We start from the raw sequence: 25,311 nt of genomic DNA on the forward strand, positions 1-25,311 counted from the left end.
CTCAATCCCTCATTGCTGCACCGATGAATCTGATTACGTTCGTCCATCGACAACTGACTGTAGTGATTTCCCATGCCTACACCCTAACAAATCGGGGTGTTGCACTTCAGTCTAGAGCGCGCCCTGCCAAGAAAGTGCTGTTTGGTGACGACGCCCGCGTCCGCATTGTGAAAGGCGTGAACATCCTGGCCGACGCGGTCAAGGTGACCCTCGGCCCGAAAGGCCGCAACGTGGTGCTGGAACGCAGCTTCGGCACCCCCTCCGTGACCAAGGATGGCGTCTCCGTGGCCAAGGAGATCGAACTCCAGGACAAGTACGAGAACATTGGCGCCCAGCTCGTCAAGGAAGTCGCCTCCAGGACCTCCGACAATGCCGGCGACGGCACCACCACCGCCACCGTGCTGGCCCAGGCCATCGTGCGTGAAGGCTTCAAGTATGTGGCCGCCGGCTACAACCCCACCGACCTCAAGCGCGGCATCGACAAGGCGGTGGCCGCGCTGGTGGACGAGATCCGCCGCATCGCCCGCCCCACCACCACCAGCAGGGAAATCGCCCAGGTGGGTGCCCTCTCCGCCAACTCCGACGCGGATGTGGGTCAGATCATCGCCGACGCCATCGACCGGGTCGGCAAGTCCGGGGTGATCACCGTGGAAGACGGCAAGTCCCTGCACAACGAACTGGAAGTGGTGGAAGGCCTGCAGTTCGACCGGGGCTATCTGTCCCCCTACTTCATCAACAACCCGGACAAGCAGATCGCAGTGCTGGACGATCCCTTCATCCTGCTCTTCGACAGGAAAATTTCCAGCATCCGCGACCTGCTGCCGGTGCTGGAGCAGGTGGCCAAGGCCAACCGCCCGCTGCTGATCATCGCCGAAGACGTGGAAGGCGAAGCCCTGGCGACCCTGGTGGTCAACACCCTCCGCGGCATCCTCAAGGTGGTGGCGGTGAAGGCCCCCGGCTTCGGCGACCGGCGCAAGGCCATCCTCGAGGACATCGCCGTGCTCACCGGCGGCCAGGTGGTGGCAGAGGAAGTAGGCCTCAGCCTGGAGAAGGTCACCTTGGAAGACCTGGGTCAGGCCAAGCGCATCGAGGTGGGCAAGGAAAGCACCACGGTGGTGGATGGCCTGGGCAGCGCCGACGCCATCCGGGCCCGGGTGGCCACCATCGACGCCCAGCTGGCCGAGACCACCTCCGACTACGACCGGGAAAAGCTCCAGGAGCGCAAGGCCAAGCTGGCCGGAGGCGTGGCGGTGATCAAGGTGGGCGCCGCCACCGAGGTGGAACTGAAGGAAAAGAAGGACCGGGTGGATGATGCCCTCCACGCCACCCGCGCCGCGGTGGAAGAAGGCATCGTCCCGGGCGGCGGCGTGGCCCTGCTGCGGGCCCGCAAGGCGATCGTCCACCTGAAGGGCGACAACCACGACCAGGATGCCGGGATCAGGATCGTGCTGCGGGCCATCGAGGAGCCCCTGCGCCAGATCGTCACCAATGCCGGCGATGAAGCCTCGGTGGTGGTGAACCGGGTCATCGAAGGCGAAGGCAACTTCGGCTACAACGCGGCCAACGGCAGCTACGGTGACCTGGTGGAACAGGGTGTGCTGGACCCGGCCAAGGTCACCCGCTCGGCCCTCCAGAATGCCGCCTCGGTCGCCTCCCTGATCCTGAGCACCGACGCGATCGTGGCCGAATTGCCGGAAGACAAACCGGCCAGCCCCCCCTCGGATCACCACGGTGGCGGCTTCGGCAGCCCGTTCTGAGCCAGCGCCAGCGCTGCACCCGGCCCGGACACCTGTCCGGGCCGGCAAGCTCAAAACAGGGTTGTACCCAGCAGTCCCACGACGGCGCTCGCCCCGATGACCGGGATGACATTCAGGCGGAAGCCGAACAGCGCAAGGGCGGCCCCCAGGGCGATGAGCGCCGCGCCCCCGTCGAAGTGCCCCCCGAAGCCCTGGGGCCACAGGACATGGTAGGCAAAGAACAGGGCCAGATTGAGGATCACCCCCACCACCGCCGCGGTAATGGCCGTGAGGGGAGCGGTGAACTTGAGGTCCCCGTGGGTGCGCTCGATCAGCGGCCCCCCCGCCAGAATGAACAGGAAGGACGGCAGGAAGGTAAACCAGGTCACCAGGACGGCCGCCGCCACTCCCGCCAGGAGCAGGTGGTCCGGCCCCAGCAGCGCCTGCCCGTAGCCCCCCACGAAGCCCACGAAACTCACCACCATGATCAGCGGCCCCGGCGTGGTCTCCCCCAGGGCCAGCCCGTCGATCATCTGGGTCCCGGTCAGCCAGCCAAAGTGCTCCACCGCGCCCTGATACACATAAGGCAGCACCGCATAGGCCCCCCCGAAGGTGAGCAGGGCCGCCTTGGTGAAGAACCAGCCCATCCGGGTGAGGGTGTGGTCCCACCCGCCCAGCGCCGTCAGCAAGCCCATGGGCACCAGCCACAGCAGGCTGCCCGCCAGCAGGATGGCGGCCAGGCGCCGGGGCCGGAAACGTGCGTGTTCCGGCAGGGGCGTGTGGTCATCGATCAGGGCAGGGAGGGATGAGCTGGCCTGAGCGTGGCCACCGCCGCTGCTGAAGCGGTCTGGGGCCCAGCGGCCGCCCAGATAGCCGATCAGGGCCGCGCCCAGCACGATGGCCGGAAAGGGCAGGTCCAGGGCAAAGATCGCCAGGAAGGACGCGGCGGCCACCGCCCACAGGGCAGGGTTCTTCAAGGCCCGGGAGCCGATGCGGTGGGTAGCCTGGAGCACGATGGCGGTGACCGCCGGCTTGATGCCGTAAAACAGGCCCGCCACCAGAGGCTTTTCGCCCCAGGCGAGGTAGACCCAGGAGAGCCCGATCAGGATCAGCAGGGAAGGCAATACGAACAGCGTCCCTGCCACGATGCCCCCCCAGGTCCGGTGCATCAGCCAGCCCATGTAGGTGGCCAGCTGCTGGGCCTCCGGTCCGGGCAGGACCATGCAGTAGTTGAGCGCATGGAGAAAGCGCCGCTCCGAGATCCAGCGCCGCTTGTCCACCAGCTCCTGGTGCATGATGGCGATCTGCCCGGCCGGCCCCCCGAAGCTGATGAAACCGAGCTTGAGCCAGAAACGGAACGCCTCCCAGAAACCCACCGCCGCGGGCGGTGAGCGGACGGGACCGGCAGCGGAGTCTGGAGTGAGCGGATGCATGGGGTGACGCCTTGTGGATAGGGTTGACAATCAGGCCCGCCGGAGGGCTTGCGCGAAGCATTCATGGACAGCATGGATCATCATGACATGCCCGAAAAGGCACATGCCCCTGGTTCCGCTGGAACTCGGAAAGCTCACGGTAGGGCCGGTCCGTTTCTCCAGGAGAAAGAATGACGACCCGACTGACCCGCATCGATACCGACTACAAGTTCTACCCCTTCAAGGAGCCGACGCTCTGGACGCTGACGAGTTATCAGTTTGACGAGTGCAAGCTCAACCTCCTGTGGCTTGTCTGTCCTGAAATCGACAGGTACCACGATCAGCCCTGGGGCGGTAACCTCATCGCCCGCGATATCGACACGTACATGGACAGGAGGACGCGCAAATTCATGCAGCTTCCCCCGCTGGATGCGGTGGAGCAGCAGGACCGCCCTGGCCATCAAGGTAAAAAAACGCCCGGACACGGGCGTATCCGGGCGTAACTCCTGACAGGCATTGCACTTCAGCGGCCAATCCGGCCCTTGCCCCGGGCCAGCCGGTGGAGCACCGCGACGAGATGGTCGATCTCTTCACAGGTGTTGTAGAAGGCCAGAGACGGGCGGACCGTGGCCTCCTGGCCGAAGCGGCGCAGGATGGGCTGGGCGCAGTGGTGGCCGGAGCGCACCGCGATGCCTTCCTCGTTGAGGGCGCGGCCCACTTCTTCCGGACGGTAGCCGTCCAGCACGAAGGACAGCACGCTGGCCTTGTCCCGGGCGGTGCCGATCAGCTTGAGGCCGGGCACGCTGAGCACCCCGCGGGTAGCATAGACCAGCAGGTCATGCTCGTAGCGGGCGATGTTGTCCATGCCGAGCCGTTCCACGTAGTCGATGGCCGCACCCAGGCCAACGGCGTCGGCGATGTTGCCGGTGCCCGCCTCGAAGCGAGTGGGGGCGCCGTGGTAGAGGGTCTTCTCGAAGGTGACGTCGGCAATCATGTTGCCGCCGCCCTGCCAGGGAGGCATGTCGTCGAGGAGGGCCTTCCTGCCGTACACCGCACCGATGCCGGTGGGCGCGAACACCTTGTGGCCGGAGAAGACGAAGAAGTCTGCGCCGATTTCCTGGACGTTGACCCGCATGTGGGAGACCGACTGGGCGCCGTCCACCACCGCCACCGCGCCGGCCTGGTGGGCCAGGGCCACGATCTCCTTCACCGGCACCACGGTGCCGAGGGCGTTGGAGACCTGGGTCACCGAGACGATCCGGGTGCGGGCGGTGAGCAGCCTGCGGTATTCCTCCAGAATCACCTGGCCCGTGTCGTCCACCGGGATCACCTTGATCCGGGCGCCCTTGGCAGCGGCGAGCTGCTGCCAGGGCACGATGTTGGCGTGGTGCTCCAGGTGGGAGACGATGATCTCGTCCCCCTCTCCCACATTCTGCCAACCCCAGGTCTTGGCGATCAGGTTGATGCCTTCGGTAGCCCCGCGCACGAAGATGATCTCATCCACCGAACTGGCGCCCAAGAAGCGGGCGACCTTGCTGCGCGCGCCTTCGTAGGCATCCGTGGCCCGCGCTGCCAGCTCGTGGGCGGCCCGGTGGATGTTGGAGTTTTCGTGCTGGTAGAACCACGCCAGCCGGTCAATGACTGCCTGGGGCTTGTGGGTGGTGGCCGCATTGTCGAACCAGATCAGCGGCTTGCCATTGACCCGCTCCTGCAGGATCGGGAAATCCCGCCGCACCGCATTCACGTCGAAAACGGGAGAGGCCGAGGGCTGGGCCAGGGGCAGGTCGGCTTTCCGGTCGGGCACGCTGGCGCTGTCCAGAAAGTAGAAGTGCCCCGCCTGCGGGGTGGCAGGGGCCGTGGCGGCACGCCGGTCACTGGCGATTTCAGCCAGCAGGGCGTGCAGCTCCCCTTCGCCGGGCAGGCCAAAGCTCTGGGGCACCACCCGGTTTTCCGCCAGTGGCAGGGCGTTGCCTGCCGACGACGGATAGGCGCTGGCCTCCCCGAGAAAATAATAGGGCGTGGACGGGGCCAGCTGCGGCGATGAAGCTGGCGGGCTGAGGGTAGGCAGGGCCGCAGCATAGGCCTCCGGCACGCCTGGCGCCGGGGCGCCGGCCTGGCTGGAGAGGCCTGCGGGATCTGCGGAGACGGACGGAGACGGACGCGGCGGGGCCTGCACGGGGGCAATCCGCGGCCCGGGCTCGCCGAGGCGGATCTCAGGGTCTGCGGGGAGCGCGGCCGGGACGGGGTAAGCGCCGGCGCCGGCGCCGTTGGGAAGTGCCGCGAAGAACTCCCCGGCCAGGCGGGCCAGGGTCAGTTCATCCGGCAGTCCCGCAGGCGCGGCGCTCAGTCCGGCCACACCCTCACTTGTAGGTGTCGGGATACTCATGGTACTTGCCGATCTCCACATCATCAAGGACAGCCAGTGCATCGTCGGTCAGCACGGCCAGGGAGCAGTAAAGGGAAATCAGGTAGGACGCGATGGCGTTGCGGTTGATGCCCATGAAGCGCACGGAGAGGCCCGGGCTCTGCTCGCCGGCCACCCCGGGCTGGAACAGCCCCACTACGCCCTGACGCTTCTCGCCGGTGCGCAGCAGGATGATCTTGGTCTTGCCATCCTCGATCGGCACCTTGTCCGACGGGATCAGCGGGATGCCGCGCCAGGTAAGGAACTGGGAGCCGAACAGGCTGACGGTGGGGGGCGGCACGCCGCGGCGGGTGCACTCACGGCCGAAGGCGGCGATGGCAAGGGGATGGGTGAGGAAGAAACCCGGCTCCTTCCAGACCTTGGTGATCAGGTCATCCAAGTCGTCCGGAGTCGGCGCACCGGTGAGCGTGGAAATGCGCTGGTCATCGTGGACGTTGGCGAGCAGGCCATAGTCCGGGTTGTTGATGAGCTCGCTTTCCTGGCGCTCCTTGATGATCTCGATGGTGAGACGGAGCTGTTCCTTGATCTGGTCGTGGGGGCTGCTGTAGAGATCCGAGACGCGGGTGTGCACGTCGAGGATGGTGGTGACCGCGTTGAGGAAGTACTCCCGGGGCTGCTCGTCGTAGTCCACATAGGTCTGGGGCAGCTCGGACTCGTCGCGCTGGGAGCAGGCCACACGCACGTCACGGGGGTTCTTGACCTGGTTCAGACGGTAGATGCCGGCCTCGACGGGCAACCACTGGAGCAGGTGCACCAGCCAGCGCGGCGAAATGGTGGACAGCTGGGGAACGGTCTTGGTGGCGTTGGCCAGCTGCCGTGCGGCGTTGTCGCCAAGGGCAGTCGGGACGTCATGATGCTCGGCCATGGAAATTCCTTATCGCTTAAAGTAAAAACGTTATGAATAAATTGAATATACAAGTGTCGTGCCGGGCCGACTGCTGCTCAACCCGGTATGGCGGGGGAAATGGGGCCGCGCCGGCTCAGTCCTGGATCCAGGGCAGGCCGTGGTGACGCCAGCCTCCCAGGCTGCCGCGGCGCTGCTGCGCGTCGATCTCGCCTTCAAACCCTTCGAGAATGTTGAAGGCGCTGGTAAAGCCTGCCCTGGCAGCGGCTTCGGCGGCCAGGACCGAGCGCTTGCCGCTACGGCACAGGAAGACGATGACCTGATCCTTGGCGAGCTTGGCGTCCAGTTCCTTGACGAAGCGCGGGTTGCGCGTCATGGCCGTGCCGGTGGCCCAGGCCACATGCAGGCCAGCCGGCACCTGGCCGACGAACTTGCGCTCCTCGGCGGTACGCACATCCACCAGGGTGGCGCGACCGTGACTGACGAGGGCCCAGGCATCACCGGGAGACAGCCCGCCGGCATAAGCCAGGCCCTCGCCGCGGGCACGCTCGCGGGCGTTCTCGAGAATCGTTTCGGCGATATCCGCACTACCGCCCGCCGGCGGGATCGCGTTGGCAGCAGAGGCGAGGCTGGAATCGAGCATGGAGGTTCTCCCGGAAAGGTGGAGCTGCGCGCCGTATGCGCAACCGATGGGAGAACATTACCGAGGGGACTGGACAGGATGAACCAAGAAGAATTCAGAAGCCTTGCAGACGACACCTGCAATAGATTGCAGATTAAATGCTAAGCGGACTCGACGATGGGTCAGGGTGCGCCGGTGGCCCGGCAGACAGGATGGCCACCGGCGCGGGGGGAGCGGCAGCTGCCGCGGGGATCAGCCCGCCTCGAAGACGAACTGCTGGGTGGCGACGATTTCATTGTCGCCGGAGACGCACTTGTACTGCAGCATGGCGCTGCGTACGGCGGAGTGGAAGACCTTGGGCCCGGACAGGATGGTGACCTCCCGCACGGCCCCTTCCCGGATGAGGGCCTGGGCACGGATCACGCCACCGACGCCTTCGGCCCCCCGGGGCACTTCAGGACGGACCTGCCCGGGGCAGCTTGCCGCGATGTCCTGACGAACGGGCCTGGGCGCCGCTGCCGGAGGCGCAGGGGGCGCAGGCGGCTCGATCCGAGCCGGCTCGGGCGGCGGGGTCGGGCTTGAGGCAGCGATCACCGGGGCCGCTGCGGGGGGCGCAATCTCGGGGGGCGGCACGTAGGCGGGGGGCGGCGGCGCCTTGGGCTTGGGCGCCTGCTCCAGCTTGGCCACCTTGGGCGGGGGAGGCGGCGGCGGAGGCAGCTTGACCTCCTGGATCACCGCCGCATCCAGCGGCTTCTTGATGACCTTGACGATATCCCGGGCCAGGCCCGACACCAGCGCATAGCCGATCACGACGTGGAGCCCGACCACCACGATCAGTCCGGTGGCGCTGCGGGACGGGTCCTTGGGCTGGAAATGGTAGTTTGCGGTAATTGTGCTCATTCTATGAATTGCTCGCTTCCAATGACGCCAATCTTGGTGAGCCCCGAGCGCTTGGTTGCCGCCAGGATACTCGCCACCACTTCGTAACGAGCCTGCCGGTCAGGGCGCAGGTGCACCTCCGGCTGCTCGGCCAAGGCCGCCACGTCCTTCATCTTCTGCTCCAGCTCGGCGCCGCCGGCCACGGGCACGCCCTGCCAGTGCACGACGCTGTTGGCGTCCACGTCGATCTTCACCACCTCCGGCTGAACCGTACTGGGCGGCGGCGTGCCGACCGGCAGGTTGAGGTTGACCGAGTGAAGCTGGATCGGGATGGTGATGATGAGCATCACCAGCAGCACCAGCATCACGTCGATCAGCGGCGTGGTGTTGATGTCCATCATCACTTCCGGTTCGGAGCTGGCAGTGCCGCTCCCCACGTTCATACCCATGACTGCTCTCCCCTTAACCGCCGCGGGCCGGCGGTTCGGTGATGAAGGCCACCTTGCCGATCCCGGCGAGCTGGCACGCGTAGAGGATCTTGCCGACCCCCTCATACCGGGCCGTGAGATCGCCCCGGATCTGTACTTCAGGTTGCGGCTCCTTCACGGAGACCTTCTTGAGGTGCTCCACCAGGGCCCGGGTGCTGGCCACCCGGGCATCCTGGAGATAGATCCCGTTGTCGCTGTCCACCGAGATCACCAGGTTCTCGGGTTTGGACTCACGGACCTCTACGGTTTCCTTGGGCAGTTCCACCTGCACCGAGGTGTTCACCACGGGAATGGTGATGAGGAAAATGATCAGGAGAACCAGCATCACATCCACCAGAGGGGTGGTGTTGATCGCCGACATCACCTCGTCATCGCCCTCGGCGGGCGCTGCGCTGATGGCCATGATGGTTGCTCCGGCAGGTCAGGCTTTGCTGGCGGAGGCCAGGATCACCGAATGCAGGTCGGAGCCGAAGGCGCGAACTTCGTCCAGCACACCCTTGTTGCGGCGGACCAGCCAGTTGTAACCGAGCACGGCAGGCACCGCGACGGCCAGCCCGATGGCGGTCATGATCAAGGCCTCACCCACGGGACCGGCTACCTTGTCGATGGAGGCCTGACCGGCCACGCCGATCGCGGTGAGGGCGTGGTAGATCCCCCACACGGTGCCGAACAGGCCAACGAAGGGCGCCGTGGAGCCGACCGTCGCCAGGAAGGCCAGCCCGCCCTGGAGGCGGCTCTGGATGCGCTCGATGGCGCGCTGGATCGAGAGGGTCACCCATTCGTTGAAGCCCACATGCTGGAGCAGGCCGTCATGCTTCTTGGTGGCCTCGATGCCGGCCTCGGCGATGAAGCGGAAGGGGCTGGAGCCTTCCAGGTTTTCGGTGCCCTGCTGGACGGAGCTGGCGGCCCAGAACTGGGTGGCGGTCTTCTTGGACTGGCGGGCGATCTTGGACTGCTCCAGCAGCTTGACGATGATCACGTACCAGCTGCCCACGCTCATGATCAGCAGGAGCAGCAGCACGGTCTTGGCCACCGCATCACTGCCCTTCCACAGGGCTTCGATGCCGTAGGGGTTCTCCACCACGGTGGTCGCCGCCGCCTGGGCAAAACTGCTGCCTACCTGGGCCATGCCGACTACCCCTGCAGCCACATAGGACAGCAGGGAAGAAAGACGGGAACGCTGCCGGCCTGGGTTGAAATGGAACATGCTTGCTTCTCCAATTGATTGAGGATTTCTTGAAATGATCGACCTGCACGCGAAAAGGAAACTGCCGGCAGAACCGGCAGGACGACCCGGAAAACACAGAGGGGCGTGAATGCCGGCGCACCAGGGTATTCCCTTGCGCTCGTGGCATTGCCTACGCATGGCCCGTGCCAGACAGGAAAATCTTTTATAAAACAGGAGGATGATTTTTTCTGCGGGAAGAGAAGCGGCGCTCTTGATGCTTTGAATGCATCAAATATGGTGATTTTTCAACAGCGCTGATGAGGGCAGGACAGAACACGAGATAAGTTAATCAGAAATTCTTGGTTCGACCGCGGGAACGTTGCAAATAGTATTCGCTCACTGAGCGTCCCGGAATGACTGAAAATGAATCACTCGCCCCATCTGATTACGTTCCCCGATCCAAGATCGGTCTCCCTTTCAATCCGGGCCAGTGCGGTCGTATTTGCCGATCCCAAATCACTTCAATTACTGTCCCTGATTGACCGGGTCGCCCCCAGCAATGCCAACATCCTGATCATCGGGGAAACCGGCACCGGCAAGGAGCTGGTGGCCCGGCAGGTGCACCTGTCCAGCCTGCGGGCGGCCCAACCCTTTCTGGCCATCAATTGCGGCGCATTCTCGGAAACGCTATTCGAAAGCGAGCTGTTCGGTTTTGAAAAGGGCGCGTTTACTGGCGCCCTCAATTCCAAGGCGGGCTGGTTTGAAGCCGCCAATGGCGGCACCCTTTTTCTGGATGAGATCGGCGACCTGCCCCTGCCCATGCAGGTCAAGCTGCTGCGCGTCCTGCAGGAAGGAGAAGTGGTCCGGATCGGAGCACGCCGGCCGGTGAAGGTGGATGTCCGCCTGATTGCAGCCACCAACGTGGACCTGGAAAAGGCCGTGGCGGAAGGGCGTTTCCGGGAAGATCTGTATTACCGCCTGAAAGTGGTGGCCCTCGACCTGCCTATCTTGCGGGATCGCCCGAGGGATATCCTGCCGCTGGCCCGGCATTTCATCAACAAATATGCCCAGCGTCTCGACATCATCGAACCCTCCCTTTCCACCGCGGCAGAGCGGGCCTTGCTGGACTATCCCTGGCCAGGGAATATCCGCGAGCTGGAAAACGTATTGCACCGGGCCCTGCTGGTTTATCACGGCCGCCAGATCGAGGTCGGGGATCTGCACCTGCTCCCCACCCGCATCCATCCCGAAGCCAAGGACGATGAACCGGCACAGGCGGAGCTGGGGGATTGCCTCACCCGCTATCTCAAGCAGCTTTTCGAAGAGGGCAAGGAAGGCATTTTCGACCACATCGTCGATCACACCATCCACACCGCCTATCAATGGGAACATCTGAACCAGGTGCGCACGGCCCGCTTGCTGGGCGTTTCGCGCAATGTGCTGCGTACCCACCTGAAGCGCATGCAGTTGATCGACTGAGACCAGCATGGCCGGCAAATCCTGGGTTGATGCCAATTACCGTTTCATTGCGGCCTATCAGGAAATCAATGCACGGATTGCCCAGCGCCAGCAGGCGCTGGGCCTGTATGTGACGCTGGTGGTCAGCATTCTCGCCGCACTGGTGGCGCTCAAGCCGGGCGCCACAGGCGGCCAGATCCCTGCCGAATGGCTGGTGCTGGGCTTTCCCGTAGCGTCCACCTGCCTGGCCTTTCTCAATTACAAGGCCGAGCGGGCCATCACCAATCTGCGTCGCTTCCTGTCCACCCTGGAAAGACTGGACAAGGAAGTTCATGGTCTGCCCAGCTACAACACCGATCCCCACTGGGCCGCCGGAGCCAACCAGGCGCGGCGGTTTCACGATTTTGCAGCAGCCGTCCTGGTCATCGGCGGCAATGGTCTTGGGCTGGCGGCCGGACTCAGCATCTATCCCGAGAGGATCGGAGCCCATACCCCGATCCTGGGACTGGCCCTGGTCTTGAGCCTGGGATCCGTCCTGGTACTGCTCCTGAACCCTAAATGGAGTTTCCGCCCCGAGGCCTGACCAGCAGCTTGTGCTGCCCATGCAGCAGAAGCTCAGCACCGATGTTGCAGCGGCGCCACCAGGAACCCCCGGAGAAACTGCTCCATTCCGGAAAAAAATCGTATCAGATCAATGACCTGGCCTTCTTCCAGCAGGGCGGCATGGTTCCTGCTATTCAGCGCTCAAAGGGAGCGGCCCCGCTCCGGGTCTGCTCCGCCGTACATCTGACGCATTCCTTTCTCCCCATCCCATGAAGAAGAGTCATATCTGGACAGCTGTCGTCCTGTTGAGTGCAGCCGGTGCTGCAGGTCTGTGGCAGCAGCAGAGTGCCGTTGGCAAGGAGCCCGTGGTGAGCGCAGCGAAGCCAGGCCCGGGGGGACGCAACCGGGACACGGCCAACCGGCCGGTGCCCGTCCGCACGGCAGCGAGCCGGACTGGTGAGATCGAGATCTCGGTCAATGCCATCGGGACTGTGACGGCCTTCAATACGGTGGTCATCAAACCCCGGGTAGACGGGCAACTGGTACGCGTCGCGTTCCGGGAGGGCCAGATGGTCCAGGCAGGCGCGCTGCTGGCCGAGATAGATCCACGCCCTTACGCCGCCACGCTGGCCCAGGCCTCGGGACAGCTCACCCGCGATGAAGCCCTGCTGGCCCATGCCCGCCTGGACCTGGAACGCTACCGAGGCCTGCTGGCCAAGGACTCCATCGCCCACCAGCAGGTGGACGCCCAGGAAGCCCAGGTGCGGCAACTGGAAGGAACGGTCGAGACCGATCGGGCCCAGGTGGAAACGGCACGCCTCAACCTGAGCTTCACCCGGGTGACCGCGCCGCTGGCCGGCACCCTGGGGCTGCGCCAGGTGGATGCGGGCAACATGGTGCGGGCTGCCGACGCCACGGGCTTGGTGGTACTGACCCAGACCCAGCCCATCTCGGTGCTGTTCGCCGTTCCCGCCACCCATCTGCCGGCTCTCCAGGCCCGGGCCGGCAAGCCCCTGGCCGTGGAAGCCTGGGACCGGGACGGACGGCGCCGGCTGGCCACCGGCCGGCTGCTCAGCACCGACAACCTGATCGACACCAGCACCGGCACCGTCCGCCTCAAGGCCCAGTTCGACAATCCGGACGGCAGCCTCTTCCCCAACCAGTTCGTGAGCACCCGGCTGCGCCTGGAAACCCGTGACGCACAGGTGCTGGTGCCGTCCGCGGCCATCCTGAAGGGAGCCCAGGGCAATTTTGTCTATGTGGTGGATGAGACTGCGCAGAAGGCCAGCATGCGTCCGGTGGTGCTGGGGCCCTCCACGGCGGAGACGGTGTCCATCGAATCCGGCCTCAAGGCCGGAGAGAAAGTGGTCATTGAAGGGGTGGACCGCCTGCGGGATGGGGCTCCCGTGGACATCAGCGCGCCGGCGCCCCGTCCCCAGGGCGCGGGTGGTCCGGAGGGTGAGCGCCGCGAGCGCAAGAAGCCGGCATGAACCCCTCCCGCCCCTTCATCCTGCGGCCGGTGGCGACCTCGCTGCTGATGCTGGCGATCCTCCTCGTCGGTCTGATCGCCCTGCGCCTGCTGCCCGTCTCCGCCCTGCCGGAGGTCGAATACCCCACCATCCAGATCGCCACCCGCTACCCGGGGGCCAGCCCGGACGTCACCACCTCGGCCATCACCGCCCCGCTGGAGCGCCAGTTCGGCCAGATGCCCGGCCTCAAGCGCATGTCGTCCACCAGCGGCGAGGGCATCTCCGTCATCACCCTGCAGTTCGATCTGAGCCTGAAGATGGACGTGGCCGAGCAGCAGGTGCAGGCGGCCATCAGTACCACCGGCAGCTTCCTGCCCCAGGACCTGCCGATGCCGCCGGTGTACAGCAAGATCAACCCCGCCGACGCCCCCATCCTGACCCTGGCGGTCAGCTCCGGCAGCCTGCCCATGGCCCGCCTGGCCGACCTGGTGGATACGCGCATCGCCATGAAGATCTCCCAGCTGCCGGGCATCGGGCTGGTCACCATCGGTGGCGGGCTGCGTCCGGCCGTACGGGTGCAGGTCAATCCCCAGGCCCTGGCCTCGGCCGGCCTCAGCCTGGAGGACGTGCGCACGGCCATTGCCAACGCCAACGTGAACATGGCCAAAGGCAGCTTCGACGGCCCGGTGAAGGCCACCACCCTGGATTCCAACGACCAGCTCAAATCCGCCGAGGACTACCGCCGCCTCACCATCGCCTGGCGCAACGGCGCCCCCATCCGCCTGGGCGACGTGGCCGAGGCGGTGGAAGGGGTCGAGAACACCCGCCTCGCCGCCTGGGCCGACAAGAGCCCGGCGGTCATCATCAACATCCATCGCCAGCCCGGTGCCAACGTCATCGACACCGCCGAGCGGGTACGCGCCCTGCTCCCCCAGCTCGAAGACGACCTGCCCACCTCGGTGGACCTGCGCCTCCTCACCGACCGCACCCTCTCGATCCGTGCCTCGGTGCGCGACGTGCAGTTCGAGCTGGTGCTGGCGGTGGCCCTGGTGGTGGGGGTGATCTTCCTGTTCCTGCGCAGCTTCACCGCCACCCTCATCCCGGCGGTGGCCGTGCCCCTGTCCCTGGTGGGCACCTTTGCCGTCATGTACGCCGCCGGTTTCTCCATCAACAACCTCACCCTGATGGCCCTCACCATCGCCACCGGCTTCGTGGTGGACGACGCCATCGTGATGATCGAGAACATCAGCCGTCACGTGGAGGACGGCGAAACGCCCCTGGAGGCCGCCCTCAAGGGGGCGAAGCAGATCGGCTTCACCATCATCTCCCTCACCGTCTCGCTGATCGCCGTGCTGATCCCGCTGATCTTCATGCAGGACGTGGTGGGACGCCTGTTCCGGGAGTTCGCCATCACCCTGGCGGTGTCCATCCTGATCTCGGCGCTGGTGTCCCTGACCCTTACCCCGATGATGTCGGCCCGCCTGCTCAAGCCCACCGGCCGGCATCACGACCACAACGGCGCCTTCTTCCAGGCCATCGTGGACCGCTACGCGGTGATGCTCGACTGGGTGCTGGCGCGCCAGCGCCTGACCCTGCTGGTCTCCATCGGCACCCTGGCCCTCACCGCGCTGCTGTATGTGCTGATTCCCAAGGGCTTCTTCCCGGTACAGGACACCGGCCTCATCCAGGCCATCTCCGACGCCCCCCAGGACATCTCCTTCAACGCCATGGTGGGACGCCAGCGCGCCCTGGCCGACGTGGTGCTGGAAGACCCGGCGGTGGACAGCCTGTCCTCCTTCATCGGCGTGGACGGCACCAACACCACCCTCAACAGCGGGCGCATGCTCATAAAGCTCAAGCCCCATGATGAACGGGACGCCGACGCCACCGAGGTCATCCGGCGCCTGCAGGCCCGCCTGGCCGAGCGGCGCTTCGACACCCGGCTGTACATGCAGCCGGTGCAGGACCTCTCCATCGAGGCCCGGGCCAGCCGCACCCAGTACCAGTTCAGCGTGGAGAGCGCCAACGCGGCCCAGCTCGCCGAGTGGACGGGCCGCCTGCTCGAACGGCTGCGCAGCGCGCCGGAGCTGGCCGACGTGGCCAGCGACCTGCAGGACCAGGGCGCCCTGGCCTACATCGACATCGACCGGGACAGCGCCGGCCGCCTGGGCATCACCCCGGCGGCCATCGACAACGCCCTCTACAGCGCCTTCGGCCAGCGCCAGGTGTCCAACATCTTCACCCAGTCGGCCCTCTACCGGGTGGTGCTGGAAGTGGCCCCCGAGTTCCAGACCAGCCCGGCGGCGCTGGAGCACATCCACGTCCCCGCTGCGGGCGGGCGCAGCGTGCCCCTGTCGTCGGTGGCGCGCATCAGCGAGCGGCGCAGCACCCTGGCCATCCAGCACATCGGCCAGTTTCCGGCGGTCACCCTGTCCTTCAACCTGGCGCCGGGCGTGGCCCTGGGCGATGCGGTCAAGGCCATCCGCGCCGCCGAAGCCGGGCTCGGTCTGCCCCGGGGCATGCGCAGCAGCTTCCAGGGCGCCGCCCTGGCCTTCCAGGCCTCCCTGGACAACACCCTGCTGCTGATCCTCGCTGCAGTGGTGACCATGTACATCGTGCTGGGAGTGCTCTACGAGAGCACCGTCCATCCGGTCACCATCCTGTCCACCCTGCCCTCGGCCGGGGTCGGCGCCCTGCTGGCCCTGCTGGTGTCGGGCCATGAGCTGGGCATGATCGGCATCATCGGGATCATCCTGCTCATCGGCATCGTCAAGAAGAACGCCATCATGATGATCGACTTCGCCCTGGAGGCGGAGCGGGAGCAGGGCAAGTCACCCCACGAGGCGATCCGCGAAGCCTGCCTGCTGCGCTTCCGGCCCATCCTGATGACCACCCTGGCCGCCCTGCTGGGCGCCCTCCCCCTGATGCTGGGCAGCGGCGTCGGTTCCGAGCTGCGCCAGCCCCTGGGCATCACCATGGTCGGCGGCCTGCTGGTCAGCCAGGTGCTCACCATCTTCACCACCCCGGTGATCTATCTGGCCTTCGACCGGACAGCCCGGCGCTGGAAGACGGCCTTCGCATGAGCGCCCCCAGCCCAACCCTGCCGTCCCCATCCCGCGGGGTCCAGTTCATCCGGCCTCTGCCCGGGGAAAGGGCTGCGGCCATGAATCTGTCGGCCCTCTTCATCCGCCGCCCGGTAGCCACCTCCCTGCTGGCCCTGGCACTGGCCCTGGTGGGGCTGGTGGCTTACCGGCTGTTGCCGGTGGCGGCCCTGCCCCAGGTGGACTTCCCGACCCTCACCGTCTCGGCCAGCCTCCCCGGGGCCAGCCCGGAGACCATGGCGGCGACGGTGGCGACGCCCCTTGAGCGGGCCCTCGGCACCATCGCCGGGGTCACCGAGCTGACCTCCTCCAGCTCCCTGGGCAGCACCCGCATCACCCTTCAGCTCGACCTGGACCAGAACATCGAGAGCGCCGCCAAGAGCGTGCAGGCGGCCATCAATGCCACCCGCGCCCAGCTGCCCAGCGGCATGGCCGGCAACCCCAGCTACCGCAAGATCAACCCCTCCGACATGCCGGTGCTGATCCTGTCACTGACCTCCGACACCCTCTCCCGGGCCGAGATGTACGACTTCGCCTCGACGGTGCTGGCCCAGCGCCTGGCCCAGGTGAAGGGCGTCGGCCAGGTGAACCTGGGGGGCGGTTCCCTGCCCGCGGTGCGGGTGGAAGTGGAGCCGGCCACCCTGGCTGCCGCCGGTATCGGCGTGGAGGAGGTGCGCAAGGCCATCGACGCCGCCAATGTCAGCCGCCCCAAGGGCAGCCTGGCGAACGGCGAGCGCCACTGGCAACTGGGCGCCAGCGACGAGGCCAGCAAGGCCGCCGACTACGTGCCCACCATCGTCTCCTGGAAGAACAACGCCGCCGTGCGCCTGGGCGACGTGGCCCGGGTTGTCGACGGCGAGCAGGACACCCGCAACATCGGCCTCGCCAACGGCAAGCCGGCGGTGATCCTGCTGATCAACCGCCAGCCCGACGCCAACGTGATCGACACCGTCGACCGCACCATGGCCATCCTGCCCATGCTGCGCGAGGAACTGCCGCCGGGCATCACGCTCGAGGTGGTGGCCGACCGCACCGTCACCATCCGCGCCTCCCTGCGCGAGGTACAGCACACCCTGCTGCTGTCGGTGGCCCTGGTGATCATGGTGGTCTTCCTGTTCCTGCGCAACGCGCGGGCCGCCCTCATCCCCAGCGTGGCCGTACCGGTGTCCCTGCTCGGCACCTTCGGGGTGATGTATCTGTGCGGCTTCTCCCTCAACAACTTCTCCCTGATGGCCCTGGTCATCGTCACCGGCTTCGTGGTGGATGACGCGGTGGTGGTGCTGGAGAACGTCTCCCGCCACATGGAGGCCGGCATGCGCCCCTTCGATGCCGCCATCCAGGGCGCACGGGAAGTCGGCTTCACCGTGCTCTCCATGAGCCTGTCGCTGATCGCCGTGTTCATCCCCATCCTGATGATGGGGGGCATCGTCGGGCGCCTGTTCCGGGAGTTCGCCATCACCCTGTCGGCGGCCATCCTGGTGTCCCTGGTGGTGTCCCTGACCCTCACCCCGATGATGTGCGCCCACCTGCTGCGCCCCCCGCCGCCCGACACTGGCCGGCGCCGTCCGGCCCTCTCCACCCGCGCCCTCGATGCGCTGATTGCCGGCTACGGCCGCAGCCTGGCCCTGGTGCTGCGCCACCCGTGGGTGACTCTGGCGCTGCTGCTGGGCACCATCGCCTTCAACATCCACCTGTACGGCATCGTCCCCAAGGGCTTCTTCCCCCAGCAGGACACCGGCCGCATCATGGGCTTCATCGACGCCGACCAGCGCACCTCCTTCCAGTCCATGCAGGCCAAGCTGAGCCGCTTCGTCTCCATCGTGCAGAGCGACCCCGCCGTGGACAACGTGGTCGGCTACGCCGGCGGAGGGGGAGGCGGCGGCCCGCGGGGAGGGGGCGGCATGATGTTCGTCACCCTCAAGCCCCTCTCCGAGCGCGACGTGAGCGCCGACCAGGTGATCGCCCGCCTGCGCGGAAAGGTCTCCCGGGAGCCCGGCGCCAGCCTGTTCCTCGTCGCCGCCCAGGACATCCGCATCGGTGGGCGGATGTCTGGCGCCCAGTACGAGTTCACCCTGCAATCGGACTCCCTGCAGGAGCTGAAGACCTGGGAGCCGCGCATCCGCGATGTCATGCGCAAGCTGCCCCAGCTGGAGGATGTCAGCTCCGACCGCCAGGACAAGGGCGAGCAGACCTACCTGTCGGTGGACCGGGACGCGGTAGCACGCCTCGGCCTCAACCAGCGCCTGATCAACGCCACCCTCAACGACCTCTTCGGCCAGCGCCTGGTGTCCACCATCTACGGCCCCCTCAACCAGTACCGGGTGGTACTGGAAGCCGGGCAGCGCTACCTGCAGAGCCCCGAATCCCTCAACGACCTGTTCATCGTCGGGCCGGACGGCAACCGGGTGCCCCTGGGCGCCTTTGCCCGCTGGGAGTCCGGCACCATGCCCCTGTCGGTACAGCACCAGGGCGGCAGCGTGGCCACCACCATTTCCTTCAACCTGGCTCTGGGCGTATCCCTGTCGGAAGCCACCGATGCGGTGCGCCTGGAGATGGCCCGGATCGGGGTGCCCAGCTCGGTGCACGGCAGCTTCGAAGGCAACGCCAAGGCCTTCCAGGCCTCCCTGAAGAGCCAGCCCCTGCTGATCCTGGCCGCCATCGTCGCGGTGTACCTGATCCTGGGCATGCTCTACGAGAACCTGACCCACCCCATCACCATCCTGTCCACGCTGCCCTCGGCCGGGGTCGGAGCGATCCTGGCGCTGCTGCTGTTCAAGACCGAGTTCGGGGTGATCGCCCTGATCGGGGTGATCCTGCTCATCGGCATCGTCATGAAGAACGCCATCATGATGATCGACTTCGCCATCGCGGCCGAACGCAGCCGCGGCCTGTCCCCCCGGGACGCCATCTTCGAAGCCTGCCTGCTGCGCTTCCGCCCGATCATGATGACCACCGTGGCAGCCCTGTTCGCAGCCCTGCCCCTGGCCTTCGGCGTGGGTGACGGCGCCGAGCTGCGTCAGCCCCTGGGGATCACCATCGTCGGTGGCCTGATCCTCAGCCAGATCCTCACCCTGTACACCACGCCGGTGGTCTATCTGCAGCTGGATCGCCTGCGCCTTAGCCTCGTCCGCCTGCGCAGCCGCCGTACCCCGGCAGAGCCTCCGGCGCTGGCCCCATGACGCCTCACGCCATTCACTCAATCGACGCCATGAAACCTCGCCTTGCCCTGCTCTCGGCCGCCCTGCTTCTCGCGGGCTGTGCCGTCGGCCCCGACTACCGCCGCCCGGAAGCGCCGGTCCCCACCCAGTTCCGCGAGGCCGACGGCGGGAAGCTGGCCGCCGCCGATGCATCTGCCACCACCGCGGCCACTCACACCACCGATGCCCAGGCCAGCAACGCCTGGTGGAAACACTTCGCCGACCCGCAGCTGGACAGCCTGGTGGAACAGGTGGAGCTGTCCAACCAGAACATCCGCGGGGCAGAGGCTCGCTATCGCCAGGCCAGCGCGCTGCTCGATGCCGCCCAGGCCGCCTACTTCCCGACCCTCAACGCCACCGCAGGGGTCACCCGCAACCAGGGGGTCACCACCACCACCACCGGCGGCACCACCGCCAGCGCCGGCGCCCCCATCCGCAACACCAGCCGCCTGTCCCTCACCGCCAGCTGGGAGCCCGACCTGTGGGGCCGCATCGCCCGCAGCAGCGAAGCGGCCGGCGCCAGCGCCGCCGCCGTGGGTGCCGACCTGCAGGCGGCCCGCCTGTCGGCCCAGGCCGCCGTTACCCAGGCCTATCTCCAGCTGCGCATCAACGATGCCCAGCACGCCCTCTTGGCGCGCACGGTGGACGCCTACACGCGCTCGGCCGAGATCACCCGCAACCGCTTCGATGCCGGCGTCGCCGCCCGTGCCGACGTCACCCAGGCCCAGGCCCAGCTGAAAACGGCCCAGGCCCAGCTCATCGACCTGGGCATCCAGCGCCGCCAGCTGGAGCACGCCATCGCCGTGCTCACCGGCCGGCCACCCGCTGACCTGGCCCTGGCCCCGGCCAGCACCCTGCCCGCCCTGCCGGCGGTGCCCGGCCTGCTGCCCTCGACGCTGCTGGAACGGCGCCCCGACATCGCCGCAGCCGAACGCCGGGTGGCCGCCGCCAATGCCCAGATCGGCGTGGCCCAGGCCGCCTTCTTCCCGACCCTGACCCTGGGCGCCACCGCAGGCACCCAGGCCAGCGCCCTGGCCCGGGTGCTGTCCCTGCCCAATCAGTTCTGGTCCCTCGGCCCCAACCTGGCCCTCAGCGTGTTCGATGCCGGCGCCCGCTCGGCCCGCAAGGCCCAGGCCATCGCCGCCTGGGACGAGAGCGTGGCCGCCTACCGCCAGACCGTGCTCACCGCCTTTCAGGAGGTCGAAGACAACCTGGCCGCCCTGCGCATCCTGGAGGCTGAGGCCCAGGCCCAGGCCGAAGCCCTGGCCGCGGCCACCGAAACCCTGGCGCTGGTGAACAATCAGTACCTGGCCGGCACGGTGAGCTACCTCAACGTCACCAACGCGCAGACCGTCGCCCTCAACGCCGAACGGGCCCGCCTCGACATCCTGGTGCGCCGCCTGACCGGCAGCGTGGCTCTGTTCAAGGCCGTCGGCGGCAACCCGTCGTGAGCCCGGAGCGCCCCTCCTTTCCATTGACCTTTCCAGGAGCCATCATGCAACGCCAACGGGTCTGGGACCTGCCCATCCGCCTCTTCCACTGGCTGCTCGTCGCCAGCATCGTCTTTGCCTACGCATCCGGCCAGCTCGGCGGCAACCTGATCGAATGGCACGCCCGGACCGGCTACTTCATTGTCGGCCTGGTGGTGTTCCGCCTCCTGTGGGGCCTCGTGGGCACACCCACTGCCCGCTTCGCCAGCTTCGTGCGCGGCCCGACGGCCATTGCCGCCTACCTGCGGGGCGAATGGCGAGGCATCGGCCACAACCCGCTTGGGGCCCTCTCGGTGCTGGCCCTGCTGGGCCTGGTGGCCCTCCAGGCGGCCACCGGCCTGTTCACCAACGACGACATCGCCTTTGAAGGCCCCCTGGCCGCCTGGGTGGGCAAGACACTCTCCGACCGCTTCCACAGCTGGCACGCCTGGATCCAGAACGGCCTGCTGGTACTGGTGGCAGTGCACGTTGCTGCCATCCTGTTCTACGCCCACGTAAGGAAGGAGAACCTCGTCAAGCCCATGATCACCGGGTGGAGCCACACCCCTAGCCACCCCGCTCCGCCCAGCGAAACCCGGCGCGGCGGCGGTGTGGTGGCCTTCCTGGTGACCGTAGCCCTGTCGGCGGGCGTCGCCTATGCCGCGGCCGGAGGCCTGAACCCGCCCCCGCCCCCCGCGCAAACCCCGCCGGCCGCCTCACCGGGCTGGTAAGTCAGCCGCCCGGCGCGGCGCAGGGTCCGGCACGGGCAGTGCCCCCTGCCCCGGGCGGCCGGTCATCAGAGCTGCTCCAGATTCTCCTGGCCGATCAGCTTCCAGAGCGCCGGTGCCTGTCCGCTTCGCAGGCGGACCAGGTAAACCTCGTCGTTGGCCTGCTTGATGCGGCTGACGGCCTCCAGGGTGGGGAGCTGCAGCAGACGAGCGAGGATCAAGGGCGTGACGCCGCCGTGGCTGACGACCAGGACGTTACCAGCGGAATGACGGGTGCGGATCTGATCCACCGCCTGAGCGACCCGCTGAGCCTGGCTGTCGAGGGATTCGCCGCCATCCAGGCTGTCGGCCGGAGTGGTGGCACGGGCCTTGAACTCGGGGCCAAGTTCGCCGCTGCGTTCATCTTCGAACATCCCTTCAAACTTGCCAAAGCTGCGTTCCGCCAGCGCCGGCAGCGCTTTGGCGGGGACCTTGGGCAAGGCGATGGCAGCGGTTTCCCGGGCGCGGACCAGGCTGCTGGTATATACCGCGGTGAAGCGGACCCCCTTCAGGGTGTCACCCAGCTGCCTGGCCTGGCTTTTACCGGTGTCGTTGAGAACGTTATCCGTCGCGCCCTGAAGGCGCTTTTCCAGATTCCAGGCGGTCTGGCCGTGACGGGCCAGGTAGATGTCCAGCACGGCGTCGGCAGCCTGGGCAGTCAGGCTGCCGGTCGCCAGGGTGAGGGCGCCGGCCAGGGTGAGCAGCGTTCGGACCATGGATGACATCTCCTCAGCGGGCCTTGAGCAGTTCGGGCACATGGAGCAGGATGAATTCGTTGTCATCCTGCAGGTTGGGCTGGCGGGCAGCCGAATAAGGGAGGTTGTTGTCGTTGGCGACGATGATGTGTTCATCGTCCACCACATCCACATCCTCGATGGTCACAAAGGGGAAGGTGAACGTGCCATCCTTGCCACCACGACGCGCCAGGGCTTTCGGGTCCTGAATGTTGAGCAGGTCGATGTGGCCCACCTTCTTCACGAAACCCTCGCTGTCAGTGTCCTTCAGGCTGATCTTGTAAACCCGCTTGAACCTGGCCGGTACGTTCTGGCAATCGGGCCGGGCCGGGCCGTTACAGGCATGTTCCGGGAGGCCTTCGCCATTGTCACGCTCGATCATGAGCCCGGTATCGGCGTCGATCATGTTGAAGTCGCCGATGTTGTTGCCATTCTGCTCCAGGGCGTATTTCCACGAGCGGCCGGTCCATTCACCCTTGGCCACGCTGAACTCCAGGATCCGCAGATACTCCCGACCGTCCTTGTGCTCCCATTTCTTCTCCTCGGGATTCCACAGGGGCCCCTCCAGCACCGGATACAGGAACTGGCCGTCCCTGGAGGCGGCCATCCCTTCGTAGCCACGCGAGCGGCGGGCAATGGTGGAGAAGGTGCCGGAAGTGGACGGGGTGGTCACACTGTAGTGATCCGGCGACTTCAGGGTCTTGCCGTCCACTTTGGTGTCGAACACGGCCAGGACCCTGCCTTTCAGATCCGTCTTGATCAGATAGGGGCCCAGTTCGTCGCCAAACCAGAGGGCGTCACCGATGGGCTGGATCGATTCGATGTCGAAATCGGCCCCGGTGAGGTAACGTTTCTGGGTACCTTCATGGACGATCAGGAAGGGCACCTTGCGGTCGGGATCATGGAGGAAGGCGGTCTGCTCCAGCCTGACTCCACCCTTCTGCCAGTCCGGCTTGATCCGGTGGGCCATCAGCAAGGCATCGGCACTGTTGTTGCGAGCTCCGTAGCCGTTGTCCTGCAGCACCCAGTACTGCCCCTTGCCCAGGTGCTTGATGCCCGAAAAACCTTGAATGGGCTGGTTGCGGAAGGGCAGGGAGACCTGGGTCGGACGCGGGGCGGCCTTGTCGGAGAGGTAGGAGTGCCCGGGGAGGCTGCCCAGGGTGTCCACCCGGCGACTGTCCGGCCCGGTGTATTTGCCCGACGTGCCCAGGCTGGCGGGCGCGTCCTTGGGCGGAGCAATGAAACTCGCCGCCGGCAGCAGGGCATGGCCCGCCAGCGTGGCGTTGAACGTCTGGTCGGCGGCGGCAATGGCGGGGACCAGGGCCGCAAAGGCCAGGGCAAGGGGAGTAAAACGCGTGGAGGTCATGGCCTGCTCATCGGGAGTGGAAACTGGCCGCGAGAGTAGGTACGCCGCATTACAGGAGTGTTGCAAGCAGGACAGTGGGCCCCGGGCGCCCCAGGCACACCGGCCCCGCTGACGCGGGTCACCTCATCGCGAACAATTCCTGATGGAAACGTCCGGGCGCCAGCCCGTGGGCAACGAAGTCCCTCCTCAGCACATCCCCGAAGCTGGCGGGGCCGCAGAACCAGATGCTGGCGGAGGCCCACTCCGGGACGACGGAACGGATGTAGGCTCCATCCAGACGGCCATCCCTGCCGGAGACGTGCAGATGCAGCCGGACCTGTGCAGCCCCTGCGTCAGCCGTCAGCCTGTCGATGGCTGCCTGCTCATAATCAGCGGTGGGATGGAACAGGTCCACCTGGGGCGCGCCCGGCGTTTGGGCAAGCTGTTTCATGCGTGCGACGAAGGGCGTGATGCCGATTCCAGCACCGATCCAGATCTGACGGGGTGCGCCATCCTCGAAATCGAAGCAGCCGTAGGGCCCCTCTACCGTCACCTCCATCCCCGTTTGCAGCCGCTCACGCAGCCGGCGGGTATGGTCACCGAGGGCTTTGGCGATGAACACCATGCGCCGATCCAGAGGATCCCAGGCCGACGCGATGGTGTAGGGGTGGGCACCTTCGCGGGGATCGGAAGTAACGAAGGCAAATTGCCCGGCCCGGTGGCCGGCCCACCCTGGCGCCAGGCGAAGCCCGGCCTCGAGCACCCGAAGCTCCGGGTAGTAGGTCAGGCTTTCAATCTGCGCCCGGGTGCGCCGGTGGGCTCCGATCCGCCCGGAGAGGGCGACCAGTGCCGCCCACACGCCAATGCCCATGAGGACTCCGCTGGTCCAGCCGATGGGCTGGGACCAGTAAGCGGTTCGGGTCAGCACCACCGAATGGTAGACCAGGACGAGGTAGAGCCCTGCCAGCCACCCATGGGTGCGCGCGAACAGGTGGTAAGGAAAGCGCTTGATCAGGGCCAGCAGCAGCAGGATTACCACCCCATAGAAGGCCCATTCGCCAAGGAATTCGGCGCTTCCCCGCTGCCCGCGCAACCAGCCCTCCAGCATTCCCAGGGTCTCTTCCGCCGCTGGCCGGCGGGCAGGCTTGGTCAGCCAGCCCCAGCCAACCATCCACTTCGTACCCTGGGCCCACCACCAGTGCAGTACGCCGGCAACCAGGGCCACGATGCCCAGCCACTTGTGGAGGCGGTACATCTTGTCGAGTCCGTCGAGGGGTCGCTCCAGCCACTGCGGACGCACTGCCAGCAACAGGGCCACGCTCATGGCACCGATCGCGATGACGCCGGTGAGCTGGACGAAGGCGGAGCGGAACGAGAAGTAGGTGAAAGGGTGTGGCAGCAGCGTATCGGCGTGCAGCCAAAGTCCCAGCAGGACAAGGAGGAGGGCCAGCAGGCCGGATTTTATGGGTTTCATTGCCTGTTCCTGTAGGGGGCTGCCTGTCCATGGGCCGCAGGCCCTGATGTTGAAAATGACAATCTTGCGTTGCCGGGCTGTGTGAAATCCAGCAGCGCAGGCAGGAAGGCCACCCCAGACAGCTCAAATCAAATCCGCAAAATACTGATTTATATGAATTTTATTTTTTCCTGGGGGGAG

Annotated in this window: 20 protein-coding genes; 9 read left to right on the top strand and 11 right to left on the bottom strand. The window is 66.5% G+C overall.

Annotated features, from left to right (window positions below; translation table 11 throughout):
• Positions 1-23 precede the first annotated feature (23 nt).
• Entirely contained in the window at positions 24-1,757 is a 1,734-nt protein-coding gene (gene groL / locus PHD22_RS03115) for a chaperonin GroEL (protein ID WP_299862279.1), read from the top strand.
• Between the two features lie 50 nt (positions 1,758-1,807).
• Here groL and chrA read toward each other — a convergent pair whose 3' ends face one another.
• Positions 1,808-3,169, bottom strand: coding sequence for a chromate efflux transporter (gene chrA / locus PHD22_RS03120; RefSeq protein WP_299862140.1), 1,362 nt, complete (start codon positions 3,167-3,169; stop codon positions 1,808-1,810).
• A 170-nt stretch (positions 3,170-3,339) separates the two neighbouring features.
• On the opposite strand from chrA, the gene PHD22_RS03125 reads away from it, so the two are divergent.
• Complete coding sequence (locus PHD22_RS03125) at positions 3,340-3,651, top strand: hypothetical protein (protein ID WP_299862143.1); 312 nt, start codon at positions 3,340-3,342, stop codon at positions 3,649-3,651.
• Between the two features lie 20 nt (positions 3,652-3,671).
• Here the strand turns inward: PHD22_RS03125 and PHD22_RS03130 are convergent, their stop codons facing one another.
• The 7 genes from PHD22_RS03130 to PHD22_RS03160 all read right to left on the bottom strand — a co-directional run bounded on the left by PHD22_RS03130 (position 3,672) and on the right by PHD22_RS03160 (position 9,613).
• Positions 3,672-5,534 carry a family 2A encapsulin nanocompartment cargo protein cysteine desulfurase gene (locus PHD22_RS03130; RefSeq protein ID WP_299862146.1) on the bottom strand — a complete coding sequence of 621 codons (1,863 nt, stop codon included), beginning with the start codon at positions 5,532-5,534 and terminating at the stop codon, positions 3,672-3,674.
• Positions 5,509-6,438 (bottom strand): family 2A encapsulin nanocompartment shell protein, encoded by a 930-nt coding sequence (locus PHD22_RS03135; RefSeq protein WP_299862149.1) that lies wholly within the window; start codon positions 6,436-6,438, stop codon positions 5,509-5,511. The genes PHD22_RS03130 and PHD22_RS03135 overlap by 26 nt, the downstream gene beginning before the upstream one ends.
• Before the next feature lie 115 nt (positions 6,439-6,553).
• The gene (locus PHD22_RS03140; protein ID WP_299862154.1) at positions 6,554-7,060 is read right to left on the bottom strand and encodes a rhodanese-like domain-containing protein; all 507 of its coding nucleotides are present in this window, start codon (positions 7,058-7,060) and stop codon (positions 6,554-6,556) included.
• Between the two features lie 231 nt (positions 7,061-7,291).
• Complete coding sequence (locus PHD22_RS03145) at positions 7,292-7,939, bottom strand: energy transducer TonB (protein ID WP_299862157.1); 648 nt, start codon at positions 7,937-7,939, stop codon at positions 7,292-7,294.
• On the bottom strand, positions 7,936-8,367 hold the full coding sequence (locus tag PHD22_RS03150) for a biopolymer transporter ExbD (protein ID WP_299862160.1): 432 nt from the start codon (positions 8,365-8,367) through the stop codon (positions 7,936-7,938). Before PHD22_RS03150 ends, PHD22_RS03145 begins: the two co-directional genes overlap by 4 nt.
• Before the next feature lie 13 nt (positions 8,368-8,380).
• Entirely contained in the window at positions 8,381-8,809 is a 429-nt protein-coding gene (locus PHD22_RS03155) for a biopolymer transporter ExbD (RefSeq protein ID WP_299862163.1), read from the bottom strand.
• Positions 8,810-8,827: 18 nt separating this feature from the next.
• The gene (locus PHD22_RS03160; protein ID WP_299862166.1) at positions 8,828-9,613 is read right to left on the bottom strand and encodes a MotA/TolQ/ExbB proton channel family protein; all 786 of its coding nucleotides are present in this window, start codon (positions 9,611-9,613) and stop codon (positions 8,828-8,830) included.
• 384 nt (positions 9,614-9,997) lie between these two features.
• On the opposite strand from PHD22_RS03160, the gene PHD22_RS03165 reads away from it, so the two are divergent.
• From PHD22_RS03165 to PHD22_RS03195, 7 genes are all read left to right on the top strand, one after another.
• The gene (locus PHD22_RS03165; RefSeq protein WP_299862169.1) at positions 9,998-11,053 is read left to right on the top strand and encodes a sigma-54 dependent transcriptional regulator; all 1,056 of its coding nucleotides are present in this window, start codon (positions 9,998-10,000) and stop codon (positions 11,051-11,053) included.
• A gap of 7 nt (positions 11,054-11,060) precedes the next feature.
• Positions 11,061-11,615 (top strand): hypothetical protein, encoded by a 555-nt coding sequence (locus PHD22_RS03170; protein ID WP_299862171.1) that lies wholly within the window; start codon positions 11,061-11,063, stop codon positions 11,613-11,615.
• 229 nt (positions 11,616-11,844) lie between these two features.
• Positions 11,845-13,065 carry an MdtA/MuxA family multidrug efflux RND transporter periplasmic adaptor subunit gene (locus PHD22_RS03175; protein ID WP_299862174.1) on the top strand — a complete coding sequence of 407 codons (1,221 nt, stop codon included), beginning with the start codon at positions 11,845-11,847 and terminating at the stop codon, positions 13,063-13,065.
• Positions 13,062-16,127, top strand: coding sequence for an MdtB/MuxB family multidrug efflux RND transporter permease subunit (locus tag PHD22_RS03180; protein ID WP_299862177.1), 3,066 nt, complete (start codon positions 13,062-13,064; stop codon positions 16,125-16,127). The genes PHD22_RS03175 and PHD22_RS03180 overlap by 4 nt, the downstream gene beginning before the upstream one ends.
• Positions 16,124-19,324 (top strand): multidrug efflux RND transporter permease subunit, encoded by a 3,201-nt coding sequence (locus PHD22_RS03185; RefSeq protein WP_299862180.1) that lies wholly within the window; start codon positions 16,124-16,126, stop codon positions 19,322-19,324. The genes PHD22_RS03180 and PHD22_RS03185 overlap by 4 nt, the downstream gene beginning before the upstream one ends.
• 29 nt (positions 19,325-19,353) lie before the next feature.
• Entirely contained in the window at positions 19,354-20,793 is a 1,440-nt protein-coding gene (locus PHD22_RS03190) for an efflux transporter outer membrane subunit (protein WP_299862183.1), read from the top strand.
• A 44-nt stretch (positions 20,794-20,837) separates the two neighbouring features.
• A complete protein-coding gene (locus PHD22_RS03195) occupies positions 20,838-21,542 on the top strand; it encodes a cytochrome b/b6 domain-containing protein (RefSeq protein ID WP_299862186.1) in 705 nt (234 codons plus the stop codon).
• Positions 21,543-21,607: 65 nt separating this feature from the next.
• On the opposite strand, the gene PHD22_RS03200 is transcribed toward PHD22_RS03195, so the two are convergent.
• The 3 genes from PHD22_RS03200 to PHD22_RS03210 all read right to left on the bottom strand — a co-directional run bounded on the left by PHD22_RS03200 (position 21,608) and on the right by PHD22_RS03210 (position 25,131).
• Positions 21,608-22,294, bottom strand: coding sequence for a histidine phosphatase family protein (locus PHD22_RS03200; RefSeq protein ID WP_299862189.1), 687 nt, complete (start codon positions 22,292-22,294; stop codon positions 21,608-21,610).
• 13 nt (positions 22,295-22,307) lie between these two features.
• Positions 22,308-23,678 (bottom strand): esterase-like activity of phytase family protein, encoded by a 1,371-nt coding sequence (locus PHD22_RS03205; protein WP_299862191.1) that lies wholly within the window; start codon positions 23,676-23,678, stop codon positions 22,308-22,310.
• Positions 23,679-23,796: 118 nt separating this feature from the next.
• A complete protein-coding gene (locus PHD22_RS03210; protein WP_299862194.1) occupies positions 23,797-25,131 on the bottom strand; it encodes a ferric reductase-like transmembrane domain-containing protein in 1,335 nt (444 codons plus the stop codon).
• Positions 25,132-25,311: the final 180 nt, after the last annotated feature.

Source organism: Zoogloea sp. (genome assembly GCF_028693495.1).
Lineage (GTDB): Bacteria > Pseudomonadota > Gammaproteobacteria > Burkholderiales > Rhodocyclaceae > Zoogloea.

Excerpts from the sequence above, each read along its gene's own strand:
- groL (WP_299862279.1), top strand. The coding sequence starts at position 24 with ATGAATCTGATTACGTTCGTCCATCGACAACTGACTGTAGTGATTTCC.
- chrA (WP_299862140.1), bottom strand. The coding sequence starts at position 3,169 with ATGCATCCGCTCACTCCAGACTCCGCTGCCGGTCCCGTCCGCTCACCG.
- PHD22_RS03125 (WP_299862143.1), top strand. The coding sequence starts at position 3,340 with ATGACGACCCGACTGACCCGCATCGATACCGACTACAAGTTCTACCCC.
- PHD22_RS03130 (WP_299862146.1), bottom strand. The coding sequence starts at position 5,534 with ATGAGTATCCCGACACCTACAAGTGAGGGTGTGGCCGGACTGAGCGCC.
- PHD22_RS03135 (WP_299862149.1), bottom strand. The coding sequence starts at position 6,438 with ATGGCCGAGCATCATGACGTCCCGACTGCCCTTGGCGACAACGCCGCA.
- PHD22_RS03140 (WP_299862154.1), bottom strand. The coding sequence starts at position 7,060 with ATGCTCGATTCCAGCCTCGCCTCTGCTGCCAACGCGATCCCGCCGGCG.
- PHD22_RS03145 (WP_299862157.1), bottom strand. The coding sequence starts at position 7,939 with ATGAGCACAATTACCGCAAACTACCATTTCCAGCCCAAGGACCCGTCC.
- PHD22_RS03150 (WP_299862160.1), bottom strand. The coding sequence starts at position 8,367 with ATGGGTATGAACGTGGGGAGCGGCACTGCCAGCTCCGAACCGGAAGTG.
- PHD22_RS03155 (WP_299862163.1), bottom strand. The coding sequence starts at position 8,809 with ATGGCCATCAGCGCAGCGCCCGCCGAGGGCGATGACGAGGTGATGTCG.
- PHD22_RS03160 (WP_299862166.1), bottom strand. The coding sequence starts at position 9,613 with ATGTTCCATTTCAACCCAGGCCGGCAGCGTTCCCGTCTTTCTTCCCTG.
- PHD22_RS03165 (WP_299862169.1), top strand. The coding sequence starts at position 9,998 with ATGAATCACTCGCCCCATCTGATTACGTTCCCCGATCCAAGATCGGTC.
- PHD22_RS03170 (WP_299862171.1), top strand. The coding sequence starts at position 11,061 with ATGGCCGGCAAATCCTGGGTTGATGCCAATTACCGTTTCATTGCGGCC.
- PHD22_RS03175 (WP_299862174.1), top strand. The coding sequence starts at position 11,845 with ATGAAGAAGAGTCATATCTGGACAGCTGTCGTCCTGTTGAGTGCAGCC.
- PHD22_RS03180 (WP_299862177.1), top strand. The coding sequence starts at position 13,062 with ATGAACCCCTCCCGCCCCTTCATCCTGCGGCCGGTGGCGACCTCGCTG.
- PHD22_RS03185 (WP_299862180.1), top strand. The coding sequence starts at position 16,124 with ATGAGCGCCCCCAGCCCAACCCTGCCGTCCCCATCCCGCGGGGTCCAG.
- PHD22_RS03190 (WP_299862183.1), top strand. The coding sequence starts at position 19,354 with ATGAAACCTCGCCTTGCCCTGCTCTCGGCCGCCCTGCTTCTCGCGGGC.
- PHD22_RS03195 (WP_299862186.1), top strand. The coding sequence starts at position 20,838 with ATGCAACGCCAACGGGTCTGGGACCTGCCCATCCGCCTCTTCCACTGG.
- PHD22_RS03200 (WP_299862189.1), bottom strand. The coding sequence starts at position 22,294 with ATGGTCCGAACGCTGCTCACCCTGGCCGGCGCCCTCACCCTGGCGACC.
- PHD22_RS03205 (WP_299862191.1), bottom strand. The coding sequence starts at position 23,678 with ATGACCTCCACGCGTTTTACTCCCCTTGCCCTGGCCTTTGCGGCCCTG.
- PHD22_RS03210 (WP_299862194.1), bottom strand. The coding sequence starts at position 25,131 with ATGAAACCCATAAAATCCGGCCTGCTGGCCCTCCTCCTTGTCCTGCTG.